This window comes from Kineococcus vitellinus (assembly GCF_009906315.1).
Lineage (GTDB): Bacteria > Actinomycetota > Actinomycetes > Actinomycetales > Kineococcaceae > Kineococcus > Kineococcus vitellinus.
Map to the genome: position 1 here is coordinate 1 of NZ_JAAALL010000082.1, position 15523 is coordinate 15523.

Below are 15523 nucleotides of genomic sequence, written 5' to 3' on the forward strand. Positions count from 1 at the left end.
TCCCAGGTGCGGGTGAACACCTCCACCCCCAGCGCGCGCACCGGGAGGGTGGCGGTGCCCGCGCTGGGGGTGGAGGTGTTCACCCGCACCTGGGACGGCGGCATCGGCGCGAGCGCCCGGCCCCCGGTGGTCCTCGTGCACGGGCTGGGCCTGTCCGGCCGCTACTTCGTGCCCCTGGGGCGACGGCTGGCGGCGCTGGGCCACCGGGTGCTGGCGCCGGACCTGCCCGGTTTCGGCCGCACGCCCCCTGAGCGCGGTGCGCGGCGGCCGGCGGGCCCGACCGCGCGCGAGCAGGCCGAGCACCTGCTCGCCTGGATGGACGCCGCCGACGTCCCGCGCGCCACCCTGTTCGGCAACTCGGTCGGCGTCCAGGTCGCCCTGGAGGTCGCGGCGCGCCACCCCGGGCGCGTGGAGGGCCTGGTGCTCGAGGGCCCCACCCCCGACCCGGCGTACCGCTCACCGGTGCGCCAGTACGCGCAGGTGCTGCGCAACATGCTCTTCGAGCGCCCCGCGGTGAGCTCGATCTACCAGCTGGACTACCTCTCCGCCCGGGTGGTGCGGGTGTTCGCCCAGCTGGTGCGGACCGCCGACGACCGGATCGAGGAGCGGCTGGCGCAGGTGCAGGCCCCCACCCTCGTCGTGCGCGGCGGGCTCGACCAGACCCTGTCGCAGGGGTGGGCCGAGCAGGTGGCGGGGCTGCTGCCGGACGGGCGGTTGGTGGTCGTCGAGGGGGCGGCGCACGACGTGCACCACTCCGCCCCGCACGTGGCCGCCCGCCTCGTCCACGCGTTCGTCACCGGAGCCCTCGAGGCCGCGGCCGCCGGGGACGGGGTGGTCGTGCCCGCCGACGGTGCGCAGCCCGATCCGCTGGGCCCCCAGCAGCCGATCTCCACCCGCACCCACGGGCTCGTCGACCACGCCAGCGCGCTGGCGTGCCTGCTGGTGCCCAGCGCGCTCGGCTGGGGACCGCGCACGCGGGCGCTGCTGGCGGGAGTCGGTCTGAGCACGGCGGCGTACTCCCTGCTCACCGACTACGAGCGCGGCCTGGTGCGCCGGATCCCGGTGCCCGTGCACCTGAACCTCGACGCGGGCACGGGGCTGCAGCTGGTGCTCGCCGCGGCGACGCTGCTGCGCGGGGAACCGGTCGCGGGGCGCTGGGCGACGGCGGCCTTCGGGTTGTTCGAGGTGACCGCGGCGAACGCGACCCGCACGCCGGCCGGCCCCGCGCGCGTGGTGCGGGTGCCCACCGCCGGGCGGAGCTGACCCGGCGGCGACGGCAGCGGCCGCGTCCCGGTGCGGGGGCGCCGCTCAGCGGCGCCGGCCCAGCACGAACGTCTGGATGGCCGTGACCGCGGCCCCGCGCGCCCACTCGGCGAAGCCCGTCAGCTGCACGTCCACGACGAGCGGCGAGGCCAGCCGGTGGCGCCCGGCGCGGATGCCCTCCCAGAGGGCGTCGTGCGCCACCTCGGCCAGCCGGGCGTTCTCCCCGGAGACCACCACCTTCTCGGGCATCGCCGTGTTCGCGACCGCCGCGATGAGGGTGCCCAGGCTGCGCGCGGCGTCGTCGAGCACGCGCCGGGCCAGCGGGTCGCGGTCGGCCAGCTCCAGCACCTGCTCGAAGGTCACCGCCCGCCGCAGCGCCAGCCCCGCGCGCAGCTCGATCGCCGCCGTCGTCAAGACCGCCTCGGCGCAGCCGACGTGCCCCTCGGGGCACAGCGGCCCGTGCGGGTCGACCGGGTGGTGCCCCAGCAGGCCGACGCCCGCGTCGGGGCGGTCGAGCACCTCGCCGTGCACCACGAGGCCGTGGCCGGTGCCCGCGCCGACGACGACGACGGCGAAGTGGGTGCAGCGGCCCGCGGCGCCGAACCACTGCTCGGCCCGCGTCAGCGACAGCACGTCGTTGTCGACGACCACCGGCAGGCCCAGCTCCGCCTCCAGCAGCGCCCCGAACGGCACGTCCTCCCAGCCCAGGTACAGGGCGCTGCGCACGACGGCGTCGTCGACGAGGCCGCCGAGGCCGACCCCCACGGCCCGCAGCCGCTCCAGGCCGTCCCCGGCGAGCTCGCGCACCAGGCGGGCGACCGTCGCCGCCACCGCCGCCGGGGCGCGCCCGTCCAGCGGGGCCTCGACGGCCGCCACGACCCGGGCGCGCAGGGTGGTCAGCACCGCGTGGGCGGTGTCGGCGGTGAGCTTGACCCCCACGAAGGCGTGCGCCGACTCGTCGACGTCCAGCGGGCGCGTCCAGCGGCCGGAGACCGGGTCGCAGACGCTGTCGGTCTCCACGAGCAGCCCGGTGTCCAGCAGCGGCCTGGACAGCCGGGTCAGGCTGCCGGGGGACAGCTCCAGCCGCCGGGCGAGCTCGATGCGCGGCAGCGGGCCGTCGAGCAGGACCTCCAGGGCGATGCTGTGCGCGGGCCCCGTCAGCGGGGTCCAGGCGGTCCGCGGCCGCGGGTCGCCGGCAAGGGGCACGGGTTCCTCCACTGCGGTCACCGGACGGGCGGCGCCGGAGCCGCACGTCGCGGACTGTAGCCGATTGCCGCCGCGGAAATCAGATTGCGGGCGACGGGAGGGCCTCTACGGCCCGGCGTGCTCGCCTCCGGGTGTTGACGGCGTCCTGAGTATTGCCGTAGAAATCGGGCACGCGATGACCACCGACCACGACGACGTGAGCCCGGAGATGACGTGAGCGACGTACTGCTGCCGCAACCCCCCGCCGCCCGACCCCCCGCCGCGCCGACGGTCGGAGCCCCCTGATGGCGATCGCGACCCGCGCCGCCCGGCTGCGCACCAGCAGCACCGGCGAGCCGCTGCGCCCGGACGCCAACGGCTCCCCGCGCGAGCGGCTCACCGCCCTGGCCTTCATCGCCCCGGCGCTGCTGGGCTTCGCGGTCTTCTACTTCTGGCCGACCCTGCGCGGCTTCTACTTCAGCTTCACCGAGTACGACGTCTTCAACGCCCCGGTGTGGGTGGGCCTGGACAACTACCGCGCGGTCCTGGAGGACGCCGTCTTCTGGAACTCGATGAAGGTGACGGTGCTGTACGTCGTCATCAACATCGGCACCCAGACGGTCCTCGCGCTGCTGCTGGCCGTCCTGCTGCACCGGCTCACCCGCTCGGTGCTCGTGCGCAGCGTCATCGTGCTGCCCTACCTCATCTCCAACGTCGTCGTCGCGCTCGTCTTCTACTGGATGCTCGACGCGCAGATCGGCATCGCCAACCAGTTCCTCGGCTGGCTGGGCGTCGACCCGGTCGCCTTCTTCGGCGACCAGAACTGGGCGATCCCGACCATCGCGCTCGTCAACACCTGGCGGCACCTGGGCTACACGGCGCTGCTGCTCTTCGCCGGCATGCTCATGATCCCGGGCACCGTCTACGAGGCGGGCCGCGTCGACGGCGCCTCGGAGTGGCAGATGTTCTGGCGCATCACCCTGCCGCTGCTGCGGCCGGTGCTGGCGCTGGTGCTCGTCATCACCGTCATCGGCTCGTTCCAGGCCTTCGACACCGTCGCGGTCACCACCAGCGGCGGGCCGGCGGAGGCCAGCAACGTCATCCAGTACTACATCTTCGACCTCGCCTTCCAGCGCTACCAGTTCGGCTACGCCTCGGCCGTCTCCGTCGTGCTCTTCCTCATCCTGACGATCGTCGCGTTCTTCCAGCTGCGCCTCATGCGCGCCGACCAGTCCGACATGGCCTGACGCCGCCCACCCGAACCACCGAAGGAGGAGGCGACGTGGCCGCCACCGCGACACCGCTCGAGACCGACCAGAGGATCGAGAGCTCCCGGCCCCCGCAGCAGGGGCGCCGCAGCCTCGGGCGCGTCCTGGCCTGGACGGCGCTCGGGCTCATCATGGCCGTGACGCTGTTCCCGTTCTACTGGATGCTGCGCACGGCGTTCTCCAACGGCGCCTTCCTGGCCACCGAGCCGTCCAACCTGCTGCCGGTCGAGCCGACCATGGGCGCCTTCGAGCGCGTCTTCGGCCTGGCGAGCACGCAGGAGGCGCAGGCGCAGGCGGGCTCCGGGGCGGCCGTGAACATCGGCCGCTACCTGCTGAACTCCATCGTCGTCGCCACCTGCATCACCGCCGGCCAGGTCCTCTTCGGCGCGCTGGCGGCCTACGCGTTCGCCCGGCTGCGCTGGCCCGGCCGCGACGCGGTGTTCTTCCTCTTCCTCACCGCGCTCATGGTCCCGCCCATCTTCACCCAGCTGCCGAACTTCCTGCTGATGCGCGACCTGGGCCTGCTCAACAGCTACGCGGCGATCGTCCTGCCGTTCTTCTTCATGACCCCCTTCGCGATCTTCTTCCTGCGCCAGTTCTTCCTCGGCATCCCGAACGAGGTGGAGGAGTCGGCCCGCCTCGACGGCGCCGGACCGCTGCGGCGGTTCTTCAGCATCATCCTGCCGATGGCGTCGGGTCCGCTCATCACCCTGGCGATCCTGCAGTACGTGCAGGCGTGGGGGGAGTACTTCTGGCCGCTGCTCGTCGGCAGCGAGGAGAACGTGCGCGTCCTGACCGTCGGCCTGGGCATCTTCCGCGCCCAGACGCCGCAGGGCTCGCCGGACTGGGCCGGTCTCATGGCGGCCACGCTGCTGGCCGCGCTGCCGGTCCTGGTCCTCTTCGCGGTCTTCAGCCGCCGCATCGTGGACTCCATCGGCTTCTCGGGCATCAAGTGAGGACCAGCATGCGCTCGCACCGAACCCCCCGCCGCCGCACCCGCACCCGCACCGGCGTCGTCCGCGCGGCCGCCTTCGCCGGCGCCGCCGTGCTGCTGTCCGGCTGCGCCAGCTACGGCGTCTCGCCGGGCGCGGACGGCGACAGCGGCACCGTCACCTACTGGCTCTGGGAGTCGGCCCAGTTGCCGGCCTACCAGCAGTGCGCCGAGGACTTCCAGGCGCAGCACCCCGACATCGACATCAAGATCGAGCAGTTCGGCTGGGACGACTACTGGCGCAAGCTCTTCACCGGCTTCATCAGCGACTCCGCCCCGGACGTCTTCGCCGACCACACCTCCCGCTACGGCGAGTTCGCCGACCGCGGGCTCATCGTGCCCATCGACGAGCAGGTCGAGGAGGCCGGCATCGACCTGTCGCAGTACGTCGCCGGCACCACCGACCTGTGGATCGGCCCGGACGGCAAGCGGTACGGGCTGCCCAAGGACTTCGACACGATCGGGCTCTTCTACAACCGCGAGATGGCCGAGGAGGCCGGCGTCAGCGCCGAGCAGATGGCCGGCCTCACGTGGAACCCGACTGACGGCGGCAGTTACGAGCAGGTCATCGCCCGCCTCACCGTCGACGAGAACGGCGTCCGCGGCGACGAGCCCGGCTTCGACAAGAGCAGGGTGAAGACCTACGGGCTCGGCCTGGGCAGCGCCGGCGCCCCCTTCGGGCAGGTCGAGTGGTCCTACCTGGCCATGACGACCGGGTGGTGGTACATGGACGAGCAGGCGTGGGGCACGAGGTTCAACTACGACGACCCGCGCTTCCAGCAGACGATCTCCTGGTGGCGGGGTCTCATCGACAAGGGCTACATGCCCCCGCTGGCCTTCACCGAGGGCGGCTCCCCGGACCAGCAGATGCAGGCGGGCCGCTACGCCATCGTCTCCGAGGGGTCCTGGCAGACGGCGAACTACGGGGCGCTGGAGGGCGTGGAGCTGGCCCTGGCGCCGACGCCGATCGGCCCGAGCGGGAAGCGGGCGGCCATGCAGAACTCGCTGGCCGACTCCATCTCGGCCTCCTCGGAGGTCAAGGGGGCGGCGTGGGAGTGGGTGCGGTACCTGGCCTCGGAGGACTGCCAGTCGGTCGTCGCGGACGCCGGGGTCGTCATGCCCGCCATCGCCTCCACCGTCGAGGCGTCGAAGGCCTCCCTGGGCAAGACCGGCTTCGACATCACGGCCTTCACCGACCAGATCGACGCCGGCTCGACCTTCCCCTACCCCGCGATCCTGCACGCGGCCGAGGTGCAGGCCACCACGACGACCGGCCTGGAGAACGTCATGTCCTTCAACACCGACGTCTCGTCGCTGACGCAGATGAACGAGCGGGTCAACGCGCTCTTCGAGTGAGGGCGCCGGTGCTCGCCCGGGAGTCGCGGTAGGCCCCGGGCGAGCACCCGCAGGCGCGCCCGAAGTGGGCGTACAGGCTGCTCTGCGAGCCGAACCCCGCGGCGTGCGCGACGGCCGCGGTCGTCAGGGTGGTGGTGAGCAGCAGCCGCTGGGCCTCCGCCACCCGGTGCCGCACCAGCTGCTCGCCCAGCGAGACGCCCACCGACTGCCGGAACAACGTCGTGGCGTAGTTGGGGTTGAGGTTGGCCGAGCGGGCGACGTCGGCGGTGGTCACGGGCTCGCGGAAGTGCTCGGCGATCCAGCTGGCCATCCGCGCGACGGGGCGCAGGTCGGTGCGCGCCCGCTCCGGGCCGTCCTCGGTGCGTCCCAGGATCCTCAGCACGAGGGCGTTGGCCTCCAGGAGCATCGGCCCGGTGTCGGCGCCGGCGGCCAGGTCGCGGCTCCAGTCCTCGAACAGGGCCGGCACGTGGCTGCCGACGGCCCGGGTCGGGACGACCACGGTGCGGTGGCCGAGCACCTGCGTGGTGAAGGCCTCCGGCAGCGACCACTGCAGCACCGCGGTCAGCGGGACGTGCACCCAGCAGACGTCGCTGCGCTGCTGGGGGTCCCTGCCCAGCAGCCGGTGCGGTGCCGCCGCCCAGAACACCGCCGTCGACCCGGCCGGCACGTGCACCCGGGTGCCGCCGAAGAGGTAGTCCAGGCCGCCGGAGAGGACGACGTTGATCTCCAGGTCGTCGTGGCGGTGGAAGGTCGGCATGGGCGGTGCGGCGCCGCGGTGCACCCACAACGCCGGGTCGACGACCTGCAGCCCACCGCTCACGACTGCCACTGTAGACGCCGGTCGCTGAGGATCCTGGAACCGCTCCGGTGCGCGGCGGAGGACCGGGCGGCCGGTGGCGGCCTAGCCTCGGTGGATGACCGCGACGCGCAGTCCCAAGATCACCATCATCGGTGCCGGTGGTTACGTCTTCCCCTTCCGGTTGATCGGCGACCTCGTCAGCTTCCCCGCGCTGCGCTCGGCGCGGCTGTGCCTCATGGACGTCGACCCCGGCAAGCTCGCGCCCGTCGCCGACGCCGCGCGCAAGCTGGTCGCCCACCACGGCTTCGACGCCGAGGTCGAGGAGACCACCGACCGCCGGGCCGCGCTGGAGGGTGCCGACGTCGTCATCATCACCTTCCAGGTCGGGGGAGTGGCCTCCTACCGCCACGACGTGGAGATCCCCCGCAGGTACGGCGTCGACCAGACCGTGGGCGACACCGTCGGCCCCGGCGGCGTCTTCCGCTTCCTGCGCTCGGTGCCCGCCTACGAGGCCATCGCCGCCGACGCCCACGAGGTGTGCCCCGACGCGGTCTTCATCAACTACGCCAACCCCATGGCGATGGCCACCGCGTTCCTCAACGCCAAGGGCCTGAAGACCGTCGGCCTGTGCCACAGCGTCCAGGGCACGACGCGGATGCTCGCGCGCACCCTCGGCGTGCCCTACGAGGAGGTCGACTACCTCTGCGCCGGCATCAACCACCAGGCGTGGGTGCTGCGCTTCCGCCGCGGCGGGGAGGACCTGTACCCCCGGCTGCGCGAGACGATGACCGAGCGCCACGTCGTGGGGCGGGCCGCCGCGCAGCTGGCCGCCGACGACGGCGACCACAGCGAGGCCGCGCAGGCCGCCAGCACCTACGAGGGCGGCAACGAGCAGGTCCGCACCACGCTCATGAACGCCTTCGGCTACTTCGAGACCGAGTCCAGCCACCACGCCTCGGAGTACCTGCCCTACTTCCGCAAGGACCCGCAGATGGTCGAGCGGTACGTCCCCGAGCGCTGGGACTACTACGAGATCTGCTCGGCCCACGACGACCAGGGCGACATCGACGCCCAGCTCGCCAGGCTCAAGGAGGACCTCGCGCCGAGCGTCGAGTACGGCGCGAGCATCGTCAACTCGCTCGTCACCGGCACCCCCAGCGTCGTCTACGGCAACGTCCCCAACGCCACCGGTCCCCACGCCAGCGGCCTCATCTCCAACCTGCCCGCGGACGCCTGCGTCGAGGTGCCCTGCCTGGTGGACCGCAACGGCGTCCAGCCCACCGCCGTCGGTGCGCTGCCCCCGCAGCTGGCCGCGCTGAACCGGACCAACGTCAACGTGCAGACCCTCGCCGTGCAGGCCGCGCTCACCGGCGAGCGCGAGCACGTCTTCCACGCCGTGGCCCTGGACCCGCTGACCGCCGCGCTGCTCACCCTGGAGCAGGCCCGCGCCATGACCGAGGAGCTGCTGGCAGCGCACGCCGACCTGCTGCCGGCGGCGCTGCGCCCGTGAGCACCGCCTCCCGGCCGCCGATGGGCTGGAACAGCTGGGACTGCTACGGCACCACCGTCACCGAGGAGGAGGTCCTCGCCAACGCCCGGTTCATGGCCGAGCACCTGCTGCCGCACGGCTGGGACACCGTCGTCGTCGACATCGACTGGTCGGACCCGACGGCCCGCGCGCACGGCTACAACCCCGGCGCGCCGCTGCACCTGGACGGGTACGGCCGGCTCGTGCCCGACCCCGGCCGCTTCCCCAGCGCCGCCGGCGGCGCGGGTTTCGCGCCGCTGGCCGAGCAGGTGCACGCGCTGGGGCTGCGCTTCGGCATCCACACCATGCGGGGGGTGCCGCGGCTGGCCGTCGAGCGCGCGACCCCCGTCCTGGGCACCGGCGCGACCGCGGCCGACGTCGCCGACCCGCGCAACGTGTGCGAGTGGAACCCCGACATGCTGGGCCTGGACCACGCCCACCCGGCGGCGCAGGCCTACTACGACTCCACCCTGGCGCTGTACGCGCAGTGGGGCGTGGACTTCGTCAAGGCCGACGACATGCTGTGGCCCTACCAGGCCGCCGACGTCGAGGCGTACGCGCGGGCGGTCGCGCGGTGCGGGCGGCCCGTGCAGCTGAGCCTGTCGCCGGGGCGGGACCTGTCCCTGACCCGGCTGGAGCACCTGCGCGAGCACGCCACGATGTGGCGCATCTGCGACGACCTGTGGGACCGCTGGGAGGACGTGGAGGCGAACTTCGCCCGCTTCGCGCGCTGGGCGCCCTTCGCCGGCGAGCACGGCTGGCCCGACGGCGACATGCTGCCGCTGGGGCGCATCGGCCTGCGCGCCGAGCGCGGGGAGCCCCGCGACGACCGCCTCACCCCCGACGAGCGCCGCACGCTGGTGACGCTGTGGGTGCTGGCGCGCTCACCGCTCATGATCGGCGGCGACCTGCCCTCCTCCGACCCCGCGACGATCGCGCTGTTCACCGACGACGACGTGCTGGAGGTGCTGTCCGCCTCCACCGGCAACCGCGAGGTCTTCCGCGAGGGCCCGCTGGTGCTGTGGGCGGCGCGGGGCCCCGCGGGGGTGCGCTGGGTGGCCGCCTTCAACCTCGGCGGGACGCCGCTGCGGGTCTCGCTGGACGCGCTCGACGTGGACCTGCCCGCCCGGCTGGACGGGGACCTGCGGGAGCTGTGGAGCGGCGAGCCGGTCGCCGCCGAGCCGGTGGACGCCCAGCAGGAGCGCACCCGGGGCGTCGCCCCGGGCAGCTCGGCCGTCCCCGTCGAGCTGGCCCCGCACGGGTGCGTGCTGCTGCGCTACGTCCCCGCCGACGCGCAGCGCAGCAGCCGCCTCCCCGCCGCTCAGGTGTAGAGCGTGAACTGCGGGTGGGCGCCCGTGACGAAGTGGGCGCCCACCTCGCGGGCCTTGTACTGCACCGGGTCGTGCAGCGTGTGGGTGCGCACGTTGCGCCAGAACCGGTCGAAGCCGTACCGGTTGCTCGTCGCCCGCGCGCCGGTCACCTCGTAGATCGCCGACGTCGCCTCCACCGCGAGGTCGGAGGAGACCACCTTCAGCGCGGCGATCTCCTCGGCGACCTCGCCGCGCTCGTCCCAGGTGAGGTCGTGCCCGCGCTCGTGCGCCTGCGACAGCGACCGGCCGACGCTGCGGCCCAGCGCCTCCGCGGCGCGCAGCCGCGCGACGAGGCGCCCGTAGGTCGCCAGCACGTAGGGGTCCTCGGTCGCGGAGGCGACGCCGGAGAGCAGCCACGGCCTCGACGTCGTGCGGGTGTACTCCGCCGCCGCCTCCAGCGCGCCGCGGGTCACCCCGAGGTAGAAGTGGCCGAACGCGGCCTGGATCGCCGGCGTCACCAGCGAGGAGAACGGCGTCGTGGCCGCGGGGGAGGTGCTGCCCAGCACGTCCTGCGGGGCGATGCGCACGTCCTCGAAGCGCACGCTGCCGCTGGCGGACAGCCGCTGGCCCAGGTTGTCCCAGTCGCCGCCCTTGACGAAGCCGGGCGCCTCCCGGGGCACCACGACCAGCAGGTGCTCGCCGCTGTCGGCGGCCAGCCCGCCCACGACCGTGACGTCGCCGACGCTGGCCCCCGTGGAGAACGTCTTCGCGCCCCGCAGCACGTAACCGCCCGCGGCCGGGTCGGCGGCCAGCTCCAGGTCCGGGTCGACGGGGTTGACCGCGTCCCCCCACAGCCACTGCTGCTCGGCCGAGGGCACCCCCCAGCGGGCCCGGCCGGCGTCGTCGGCGACCCAGACGAGGTTGTGGGCGTTGACGTAGTGGTAGGCCAGCAGCTGGGCGACGGAGCCGTCGGTGCGGGCGATCTCGCGGACGACCTCCAGGCCCACCGACCACGGCAGGCCGCCACCGCCGATCGACGTCGGCAGCAGCAGGTTGGGCAGCCCGGCCTTGCGCAGCAGCTCCGCCTCGGCGACCGGTTCGGCGCCGGTGCGGTCGCGCTCGAGCGCGTCGAGGGCGAGGTGCTGGGCGACGTCGCGCGCCGCGTCGAGGGCCTGGGGGGCGTCGAGGGCCATGGTGCTCCTCCTGGTCGTGGGGATCGGTGCGTCGGCGGGTGCGGCGGGTGCGGTTCAGCGGGCGGGGCGCCGGTGCGCGGCGGCGGGGTGGTCGTCGCGCACGTGGACCTGCCCCTTGCCGTGGATCGTCTCGCGCAGCGTCTCGCCCTCGTAGTCGGCGGGGTAGACGCCGCGGCGCTGCAGCTCGGGGACGACGAGCTCGACGAGGTCCTCGAACGTGCCGGGGGTGACGGCGTAGGCGCAGTTGAACCCGTCGACGTCGCCCACCTCCATCCAGCGCTGCAGCTCGTCGGCGACCGTCGACGGCGAGCCGACGATCACGGCGCCCATCCCGCCGATGCCGACCCACTCCGCGATGTCGCGCGGGGTCCACTCCCGGTCCGGGTCGGCGGTGGAGAACGCCTCCACGGCGCTGCGCACCGCCTCGGTCTCGGCGTACTTCAGCGGCTCGTCCGGCGGGTACGTCGACAGGTCCAGCCCGCTCCAGCCGCCGTAGAGGGCCAGCGCGCCGTCGTAGCTGACGTGGCGCGCGTACTCCTCGTGCTTGGCCCGCGCCTCCTCGTCGGTGGGCGCGGTGATGATCGTCACCAGCGTGAACACCTTGACGCTGCGCGGGTCGCGCCCGGCCGCGGCCGTCTGCGCGCGCAGGCGGTCCACCCACGGCCGCATGACCTCGGGGCGGGTGGCGGTGTTGAAGACGGCCTCGCCGTGCCTGGCGGCGAACGCGATGCCGCGCGGGGACGCGCCCGCCTGGAAGATCACCGGCGTGCGCTGCGGGCTCGGCGCGGTGAGGCCGATGCCGGGCACGTCGAAGAACCTCCCGTGGTGCTCGACCGGGTGCACCTTCGCGGGGTCGGTGAAGACGCCGGACTCGCGGTCGCGCACGACGGCGTCGTCCTCCCAGGAGCCCTCCCACAGCTTGTAGCAGACCTCCATGAACTCCTCGCCGAGCTCGTAGCGCTCGTCGTGGGAGATCTGGGTGCTCAGCCCCAGGTTCCGCGCCGCGGACTCCAGGTAGGAGGTGACGACGTTCCAGCCGACGCGGCCGTTCGTGTAGTGGTCCAGCGTGGCCATCTTGCGGGCGAAGGAGTACGGCTGCTCGTAGGTGAGGGAGACCGTGACGCCGAACCCGAGGTGCTCGGTCACCGCGCCCATCGCCGACACCGCCAGCATCGGGTCCCCGACCGGCACCTGCGTCGACTCGCGCAGCGCCGTCTCCGGGCCGTCCCGGTACACGTCGTAGACGCCGAGCACGTCGGCGATGAACAGCGAGTCGAACCGGCCCCGCTCCAGCAGCTTCGCCAGCTCCGTCCAGTACCGGATGTCGTCGTAGCGGTGCGACTGGTCGTCGGGGTGGCGCCACAGGCCGGGGGACTGGTGCCCCACGCACGTCATGTCGAAGGCGTTCAGGTGAACCCGCTTGGCGAGCTGATCAGTCATCGAGGGGGCTCCGGTTCGTGGTCGATCGGGTTCTTCGTGGTCGGGTCGTGCGACATCCCGGTCACTTGACCGCTCCGGCCGAGAGTCCGCCGACCAGCCACTTCTGAGCCACGACCGCCAGCACGTACATCGGCACGATGCCGACCAGCGACGCGGCGGCCTGCTGGCCGAACTGCACGGTGCGGTCCCCCTGGAACAGCGACAGGCCCACGGGCAGCGTCTGGCTGCTCGTGCTCTGCGAGAACGACACCGCGAAGAGGAACTCGTTGTAGGACAGGAACAGGCAGATCAGCAGCGCGGCGACCAGGCCGGGGGCCAGCAGCGGCAGCACGATCCGCAGCAGCCCCTGCGAAGTCGACAGCCCGTCCACCCAGCCGGCCTCCTCGACCTCCAGCGGGATGCGACGCACGAACCCGTCGAGCAGCCACACGGCCACCGGGACGTTCGCCAGGCCGTTCACCAGCACCAGGCCGACCGCCGAGTTCGTCAGCCCGGCCTGCTTGAGCAGGTAGTACAGCGGCAGCACCGCCACGATCGGCGGTGCGCAGTAGCTGGCCAGCAGCAGCGTCTGCAGCCGTTCCCCGCGCGCGCCCGCGCGGGCCGTCACGTACGCCGCGGGCACCGCCACCACCGAGGTCAGCAGCGTCGCGCCGAGCGCCACCACCCAGGAGTTGGTGAGCATCGTCGACAGCGGGACGGTCGCGAACGCCTCGCTGAAGTTCGACCAGACGAGGCGGGTCGGCAGCCAGCCGCCGTTGGCGACGTCGTCGACGCTGCGCAGCGACAGCGAGACCAGGAACAGCAGCGGCACGAGCGCGACGAACGCCACCAGCGCCAGGACCACCCGCAGACCGCCGCGCCGCAGCGCGCCCGCGGTCACGACTCCGCCCGCACGGCACGCGCGCGCAGCAGCGTCACGGCCGTCGTCAGCACGCCCACGACCAGCCCGAACACCAGCGTCTCCGCGGCCGCCGTGCCGATCTCGTAGCTGCCGCGCATCCCGGTGCGGAAGATCTCGAAGCTGCTGACGATCGTGGACAGCCCCGGTCCGCCCTGGGTGACGACGGCGACGAGGTCGAACACCTTCAGCCCGACGACGAGCTCCAGCAGCAGCACCGAGAGCACGTTGGGCGCGATCACCGGCCAGGTCACGGAGGTGAACGCGCGCAGCGCCCCGGCGCCGTCCAGCGCCGCGGCCTCCCGCAGCTCCTCGGGGACGCCCAGCAGCGCCGCGAACACCAGCAGCGTCACCAGCGGCGTCCACTGCCACACGTGCACGACGACCAGCGCGCCGAAGGCGCCGACGCCGTCGCCCAGCGGGTTGGCGCCGGGGAGGCCGAGCGCCGAGAACAACCCGCCGAACGCCCCGCCGACCGGGGCCAGCATGAGCTTCCACGCGACGCCCACCATGACCGGCGGTGTCACCAGCGGCAGCAGCAGGACCGTGCCCACCACGCCGAACCGGGTGCCGCGCGCGTGCAGCAGCAGCGCCAGCACCACCCCCAGGGCCGTGGTGAGCAGCGCCGCGAGCACCGCGAACAGCACCGAGCGCACCAGCGAGCCGGCGAACGCGACCGACTCCCACGCCTCGACGAGGTTGTCGGTGCCGGTGAAGCGCTGCAGCGGCCGTGCCAGCGACGACTCCGTGAAGGCCAGCAGGACGACGAACACCGTGGGGTAGACCAGCAGCAGCGCCAGCCCGAGCAGGCTGGGCGCGGCCAGCCAGCCCGGCACGTGCCCCGGGCGGTGCCGGCGCGGCACCGCCCGCCGGCCGGTGCGGTCCCCGCGCTGGTGCGGCAGCGCGGTGCGCTCCAGCTGCTGGGTCACCCCAGCTCCCTCGTCCAGCTGTCGGCGGCCTTCTCCAGCGCCGCCCCCGGCTCCTCCTCGCCCTGGATGGCCAGCGCGAGCTGGTCCACGAGGTCCTGCAGCGCCTTCGGCGCCCCGGCCCGGCTCGGCCAGGCCAGCGGGTCGCCCTGCAGCCCCTCGCGGATGACGTCGGTGGCCTCGCCGGCGGCCGCCGCGTACTCGGCGGAGGCGAGCACGCTCGTGCGCGCCGGGTCGATGCCGGAGCCCGCCGTCGAGGCGAGCAGGAAGTTGTTGTCCCGGTTCGTCGCCCACTTCACGAAGGCCGCGGCCTTGTCCTGCTGGGCGGAGGCGCTGGAGACCCCCAGCCCGAAGCCGGCGTCCAGCGCGGTGCGCGGGGTGGTGTTGCCCCCGCCCACCGGCAGGGTGACCACGCCCCACTTGTCGACGATCTTCGAGCTCGCGGGGTCCTGCGCCTTCAGACCCAGGTCGGTCCAGGTGTCCAGCATCGCCCCCTGGCCGGACAGGAAGGCGGAGTTGGCCTGGTCGAAGCCCGTCTGCAGCGGCGTCGGCAGCGCCGAGGGCGCCACGTCGATGAGGTGCTGCAGCGCCGCCCGGCCCTCCTCGCCCGCGAAGGCCGGCTTCCCCTCGGCGTCCACGAGCGTGCCGCCGTAGCCGGCGAGGCGGTTGATGAAGGAGCAGCCGAGGATCATCGGCACCTGCTGGCCCTCGACGATCGCGCCGTAGACGCTGCCGCCGGAGTCCCGGGTGATCTTGGCCGCGGCGGCGTCGTACTCGTCCCACGTCGCGGGCGGCTCGACGCCGTACCGCTCGAAGACCTCGGCGTTGTAGTAGAGGACGTGCGTGTCGCCGTCGAAGGGCAGCCCGTAGCGCCGCCCCTCCAGCAGCGTGTACGGGTCGTAGACCGAGGGCAGGAAGTCGTCGGCGACGATGTCGTCGTTGGCGCCGATCCAGTCGGTGAGGTCGACGAGGGCGTCGGCGGCCACCAGCTCGCCGAGGCCGAAGTAGAAGTAGTCGAAGACGTCGAACTCCCCGTCGCCGCCCTGCACGTCGAGGATCTGCTTGCTCGTCAGCTGGTCGTAGGGGATGGCCGTCACCTGCAGCTCCCCGCCGAACTCCTCCCGGAAGCGCGGGCCCAGCAGCTCGGTGAAGGCCAGCACGTGCGGCTGGTTGACCATCAGCTTGATCGTGGCGCCCCGCAGGTCGACGGCCGGCTCGGCCGCCAGGCCGGAGGCCGAGGCGCCACCGCCGCACGCGGCGAGCGGGCCGGTGGCGGCGAGGGCGCCCAGGCCGAGGGCCGAGGACAGGACCCGGCGGCGGGAGGCGAGCAGCCGGGAGGGCGCGGCGGCGGAGGGCGCGGCGGCGG

Annotated in this window: 13 protein-coding genes; 6 read left to right on the forward strand and 7 right to left on the reverse strand. The window is 73.5% G+C overall.

What is annotated here, in order from left to right:
- Positions 1 to 1263, forward strand: a 1263-nt coding sequence (locus GTQ99_RS09605; RefSeq protein WP_205707138.1) for an alpha/beta fold hydrolase, incomplete at its 5' end; no start/stop codon positions are given.
- A 45-nt stretch (positions 1264 to 1308) separates the two neighbouring features.
- On the opposite strand, the gene GTQ99_RS09610 is transcribed toward GTQ99_RS09605, so the two are convergent.
- The gene (locus tag GTQ99_RS09610) at positions 1309 to 2469 is read right to left on the reverse strand and encodes an ROK family protein (protein ID WP_166615517.1); all 1161 of its coding nucleotides are present in this window, start codon (positions 2467 to 2469) and stop codon (positions 1309 to 1311) included.
- Positions 2470 to 2753: 284 nt separating this feature from the next.
- On the opposite strand from GTQ99_RS09610, the gene GTQ99_RS09615 reads away from it, so the two are divergent.
- From GTQ99_RS09615 to GTQ99_RS09625, 3 genes are read left to right on the forward strand one after another with little or no spacing between them, the layout of a single operon-like run.
- Entirely contained in the window at positions 2754 to 3695 is a 942-nt protein-coding gene (locus GTQ99_RS09615; protein ID WP_166615518.1) for a carbohydrate ABC transporter permease, read from the forward strand.
- A gap of 35 nt (positions 3696 to 3730) precedes the next feature.
- Entirely contained in the window at positions 3731 to 4672 is a 942-nt protein-coding gene (locus GTQ99_RS09620) for an ABC transporter permease subunit (protein ID WP_205707139.1), read from the forward strand.
- 8 nt (positions 4673 to 4680) lie between these two features.
- Positions 4681 to 6063 (forward strand): ABC transporter substrate-binding protein, encoded by a 1383-nt coding sequence (locus GTQ99_RS09625; protein ID WP_166615519.1) that lies wholly within the window; start codon positions 4681 to 4683, stop codon positions 6061 to 6063.
- Here the strand turns inward: GTQ99_RS09625 and GTQ99_RS26785 are convergent.
- Positions 6044 to 6883: a helix-turn-helix domain-containing protein gene (locus tag GTQ99_RS26785; protein WP_166615520.1), complete on the reverse strand. Its 840-nt coding sequence runs from the start codon at positions 6881 to 6883 to the stop codon at positions 6044 to 6046. The two genes, GTQ99_RS09625 and GTQ99_RS26785, sit on opposite strands and share 20 nt — an antisense overlap.
- A gap of 94 nt (positions 6884 to 6977) precedes the next feature.
- On the opposite strand from GTQ99_RS26785, the gene melA reads away from it, so the two are divergent.
- Positions 6978 to 8372 carry an alpha-glucosidase/alpha-galactosidase gene (gene melA / locus GTQ99_RS09635; protein WP_166615521.1) on the forward strand — a complete coding sequence of 465 codons (1395 nt, stop codon included), beginning with the start codon at positions 6978 to 6980 and terminating at the stop codon, positions 8370 to 8372.
- 20 nt (positions 8373 to 8392) lie between these two features.
- Complete coding sequence (locus GTQ99_RS09640; RefSeq protein WP_166615525.1) at positions 8393 to 9721, forward strand: alpha-galactosidase; 1329 nt, start codon at positions 8393 to 8395, stop codon at positions 9719 to 9721.
- Here the strand turns inward: GTQ99_RS09640 and GTQ99_RS09645 are convergent.
- From GTQ99_RS09645 to GTQ99_RS09665, 5 genes are all read right to left on the reverse strand, one after another.
- Positions 9712 to 10893: an acyl-CoA dehydrogenase family protein gene (locus GTQ99_RS09645; protein WP_166615522.1), complete on the reverse strand. Its 1182-nt coding sequence runs from the start codon at positions 10891 to 10893 to the stop codon at positions 9712 to 9714. The two genes, GTQ99_RS09640 and GTQ99_RS09645, sit on opposite strands and share 10 nt — an antisense overlap.
- 54 nt (positions 10894 to 10947) lie before the next feature.
- Positions 10948 to 12333, reverse strand: coding sequence for an LLM class flavin-dependent oxidoreductase (locus tag GTQ99_RS09650; protein WP_166615523.1), 1386 nt, complete (start codon positions 12331 to 12333; stop codon positions 10948 to 10950).
- 61 nt (positions 12334 to 12394) lie between these two features.
- Positions 12395 to 13213, reverse strand: coding sequence for a carbohydrate ABC transporter permease (locus GTQ99_RS09655; protein WP_338074875.1), 819 nt, complete (start codon positions 13211 to 13213; stop codon positions 12395 to 12397).
- Positions 13210 to 14160 carry a carbohydrate ABC transporter permease gene (locus GTQ99_RS09660; protein ID WP_338074876.1) on the reverse strand — a complete coding sequence of 317 codons (951 nt, stop codon included), beginning with the start codon at positions 14158 to 14160 and terminating at the stop codon, positions 13210 to 13212. The genes GTQ99_RS09655 and GTQ99_RS09660 overlap by 4 nt, the downstream gene beginning before the upstream one ends.
- On the reverse strand, positions 14157 to 15464 hold the full coding sequence (locus GTQ99_RS09665; RefSeq protein WP_420814534.1) for an ABC transporter substrate-binding protein: 1308 nt from the start codon (positions 15462 to 15464) through the stop codon (positions 14157 to 14159). The genes GTQ99_RS09660 and GTQ99_RS09665 overlap by 4 nt, the downstream gene beginning before the upstream one ends.
- Positions 15465 to 15523 lie beyond the last annotated feature (59 nt).

Coding starts and splice junctions, on each gene's coding strand:
- melA (WP_166615521.1), top strand. CDS start 6,978: ATGACCGCGACGCGCAGTCCCAAGATCACCATCATCGGTGCCGGTGGT.
- GTQ99_RS09615 (WP_166615518.1), top strand. CDS start 2,754: ATGGCGATCGCGACCCGCGCCGCCCGGCTGCGCACCAGCAGCACCGGC.
- GTQ99_RS09650 (WP_166615523.1), bottom strand. CDS start 12,333: ATGACTGATCAGCTCGCCAAGCGGGTTCACCTGAACGCCTTCGACATG.
- GTQ99_RS09645 (WP_166615522.1), bottom strand. CDS start 10,893: ATGGCCCTCGACGCCCCCCAGGCCCTCGACGCGGCGCGCGACGTCGCC.
- GTQ99_RS09640 (WP_166615525.1), top strand. CDS start 8,393: ATGGGCTGGAACAGCTGGGACTGCTACGGCACCACCGTCACCGAGGAG.
- GTQ99_RS09625 (WP_166615519.1), top strand. CDS start 4,681: ATGCGCTCGCACCGAACCCCCCGCCGCCGCACCCGCACCCGCACCGGC.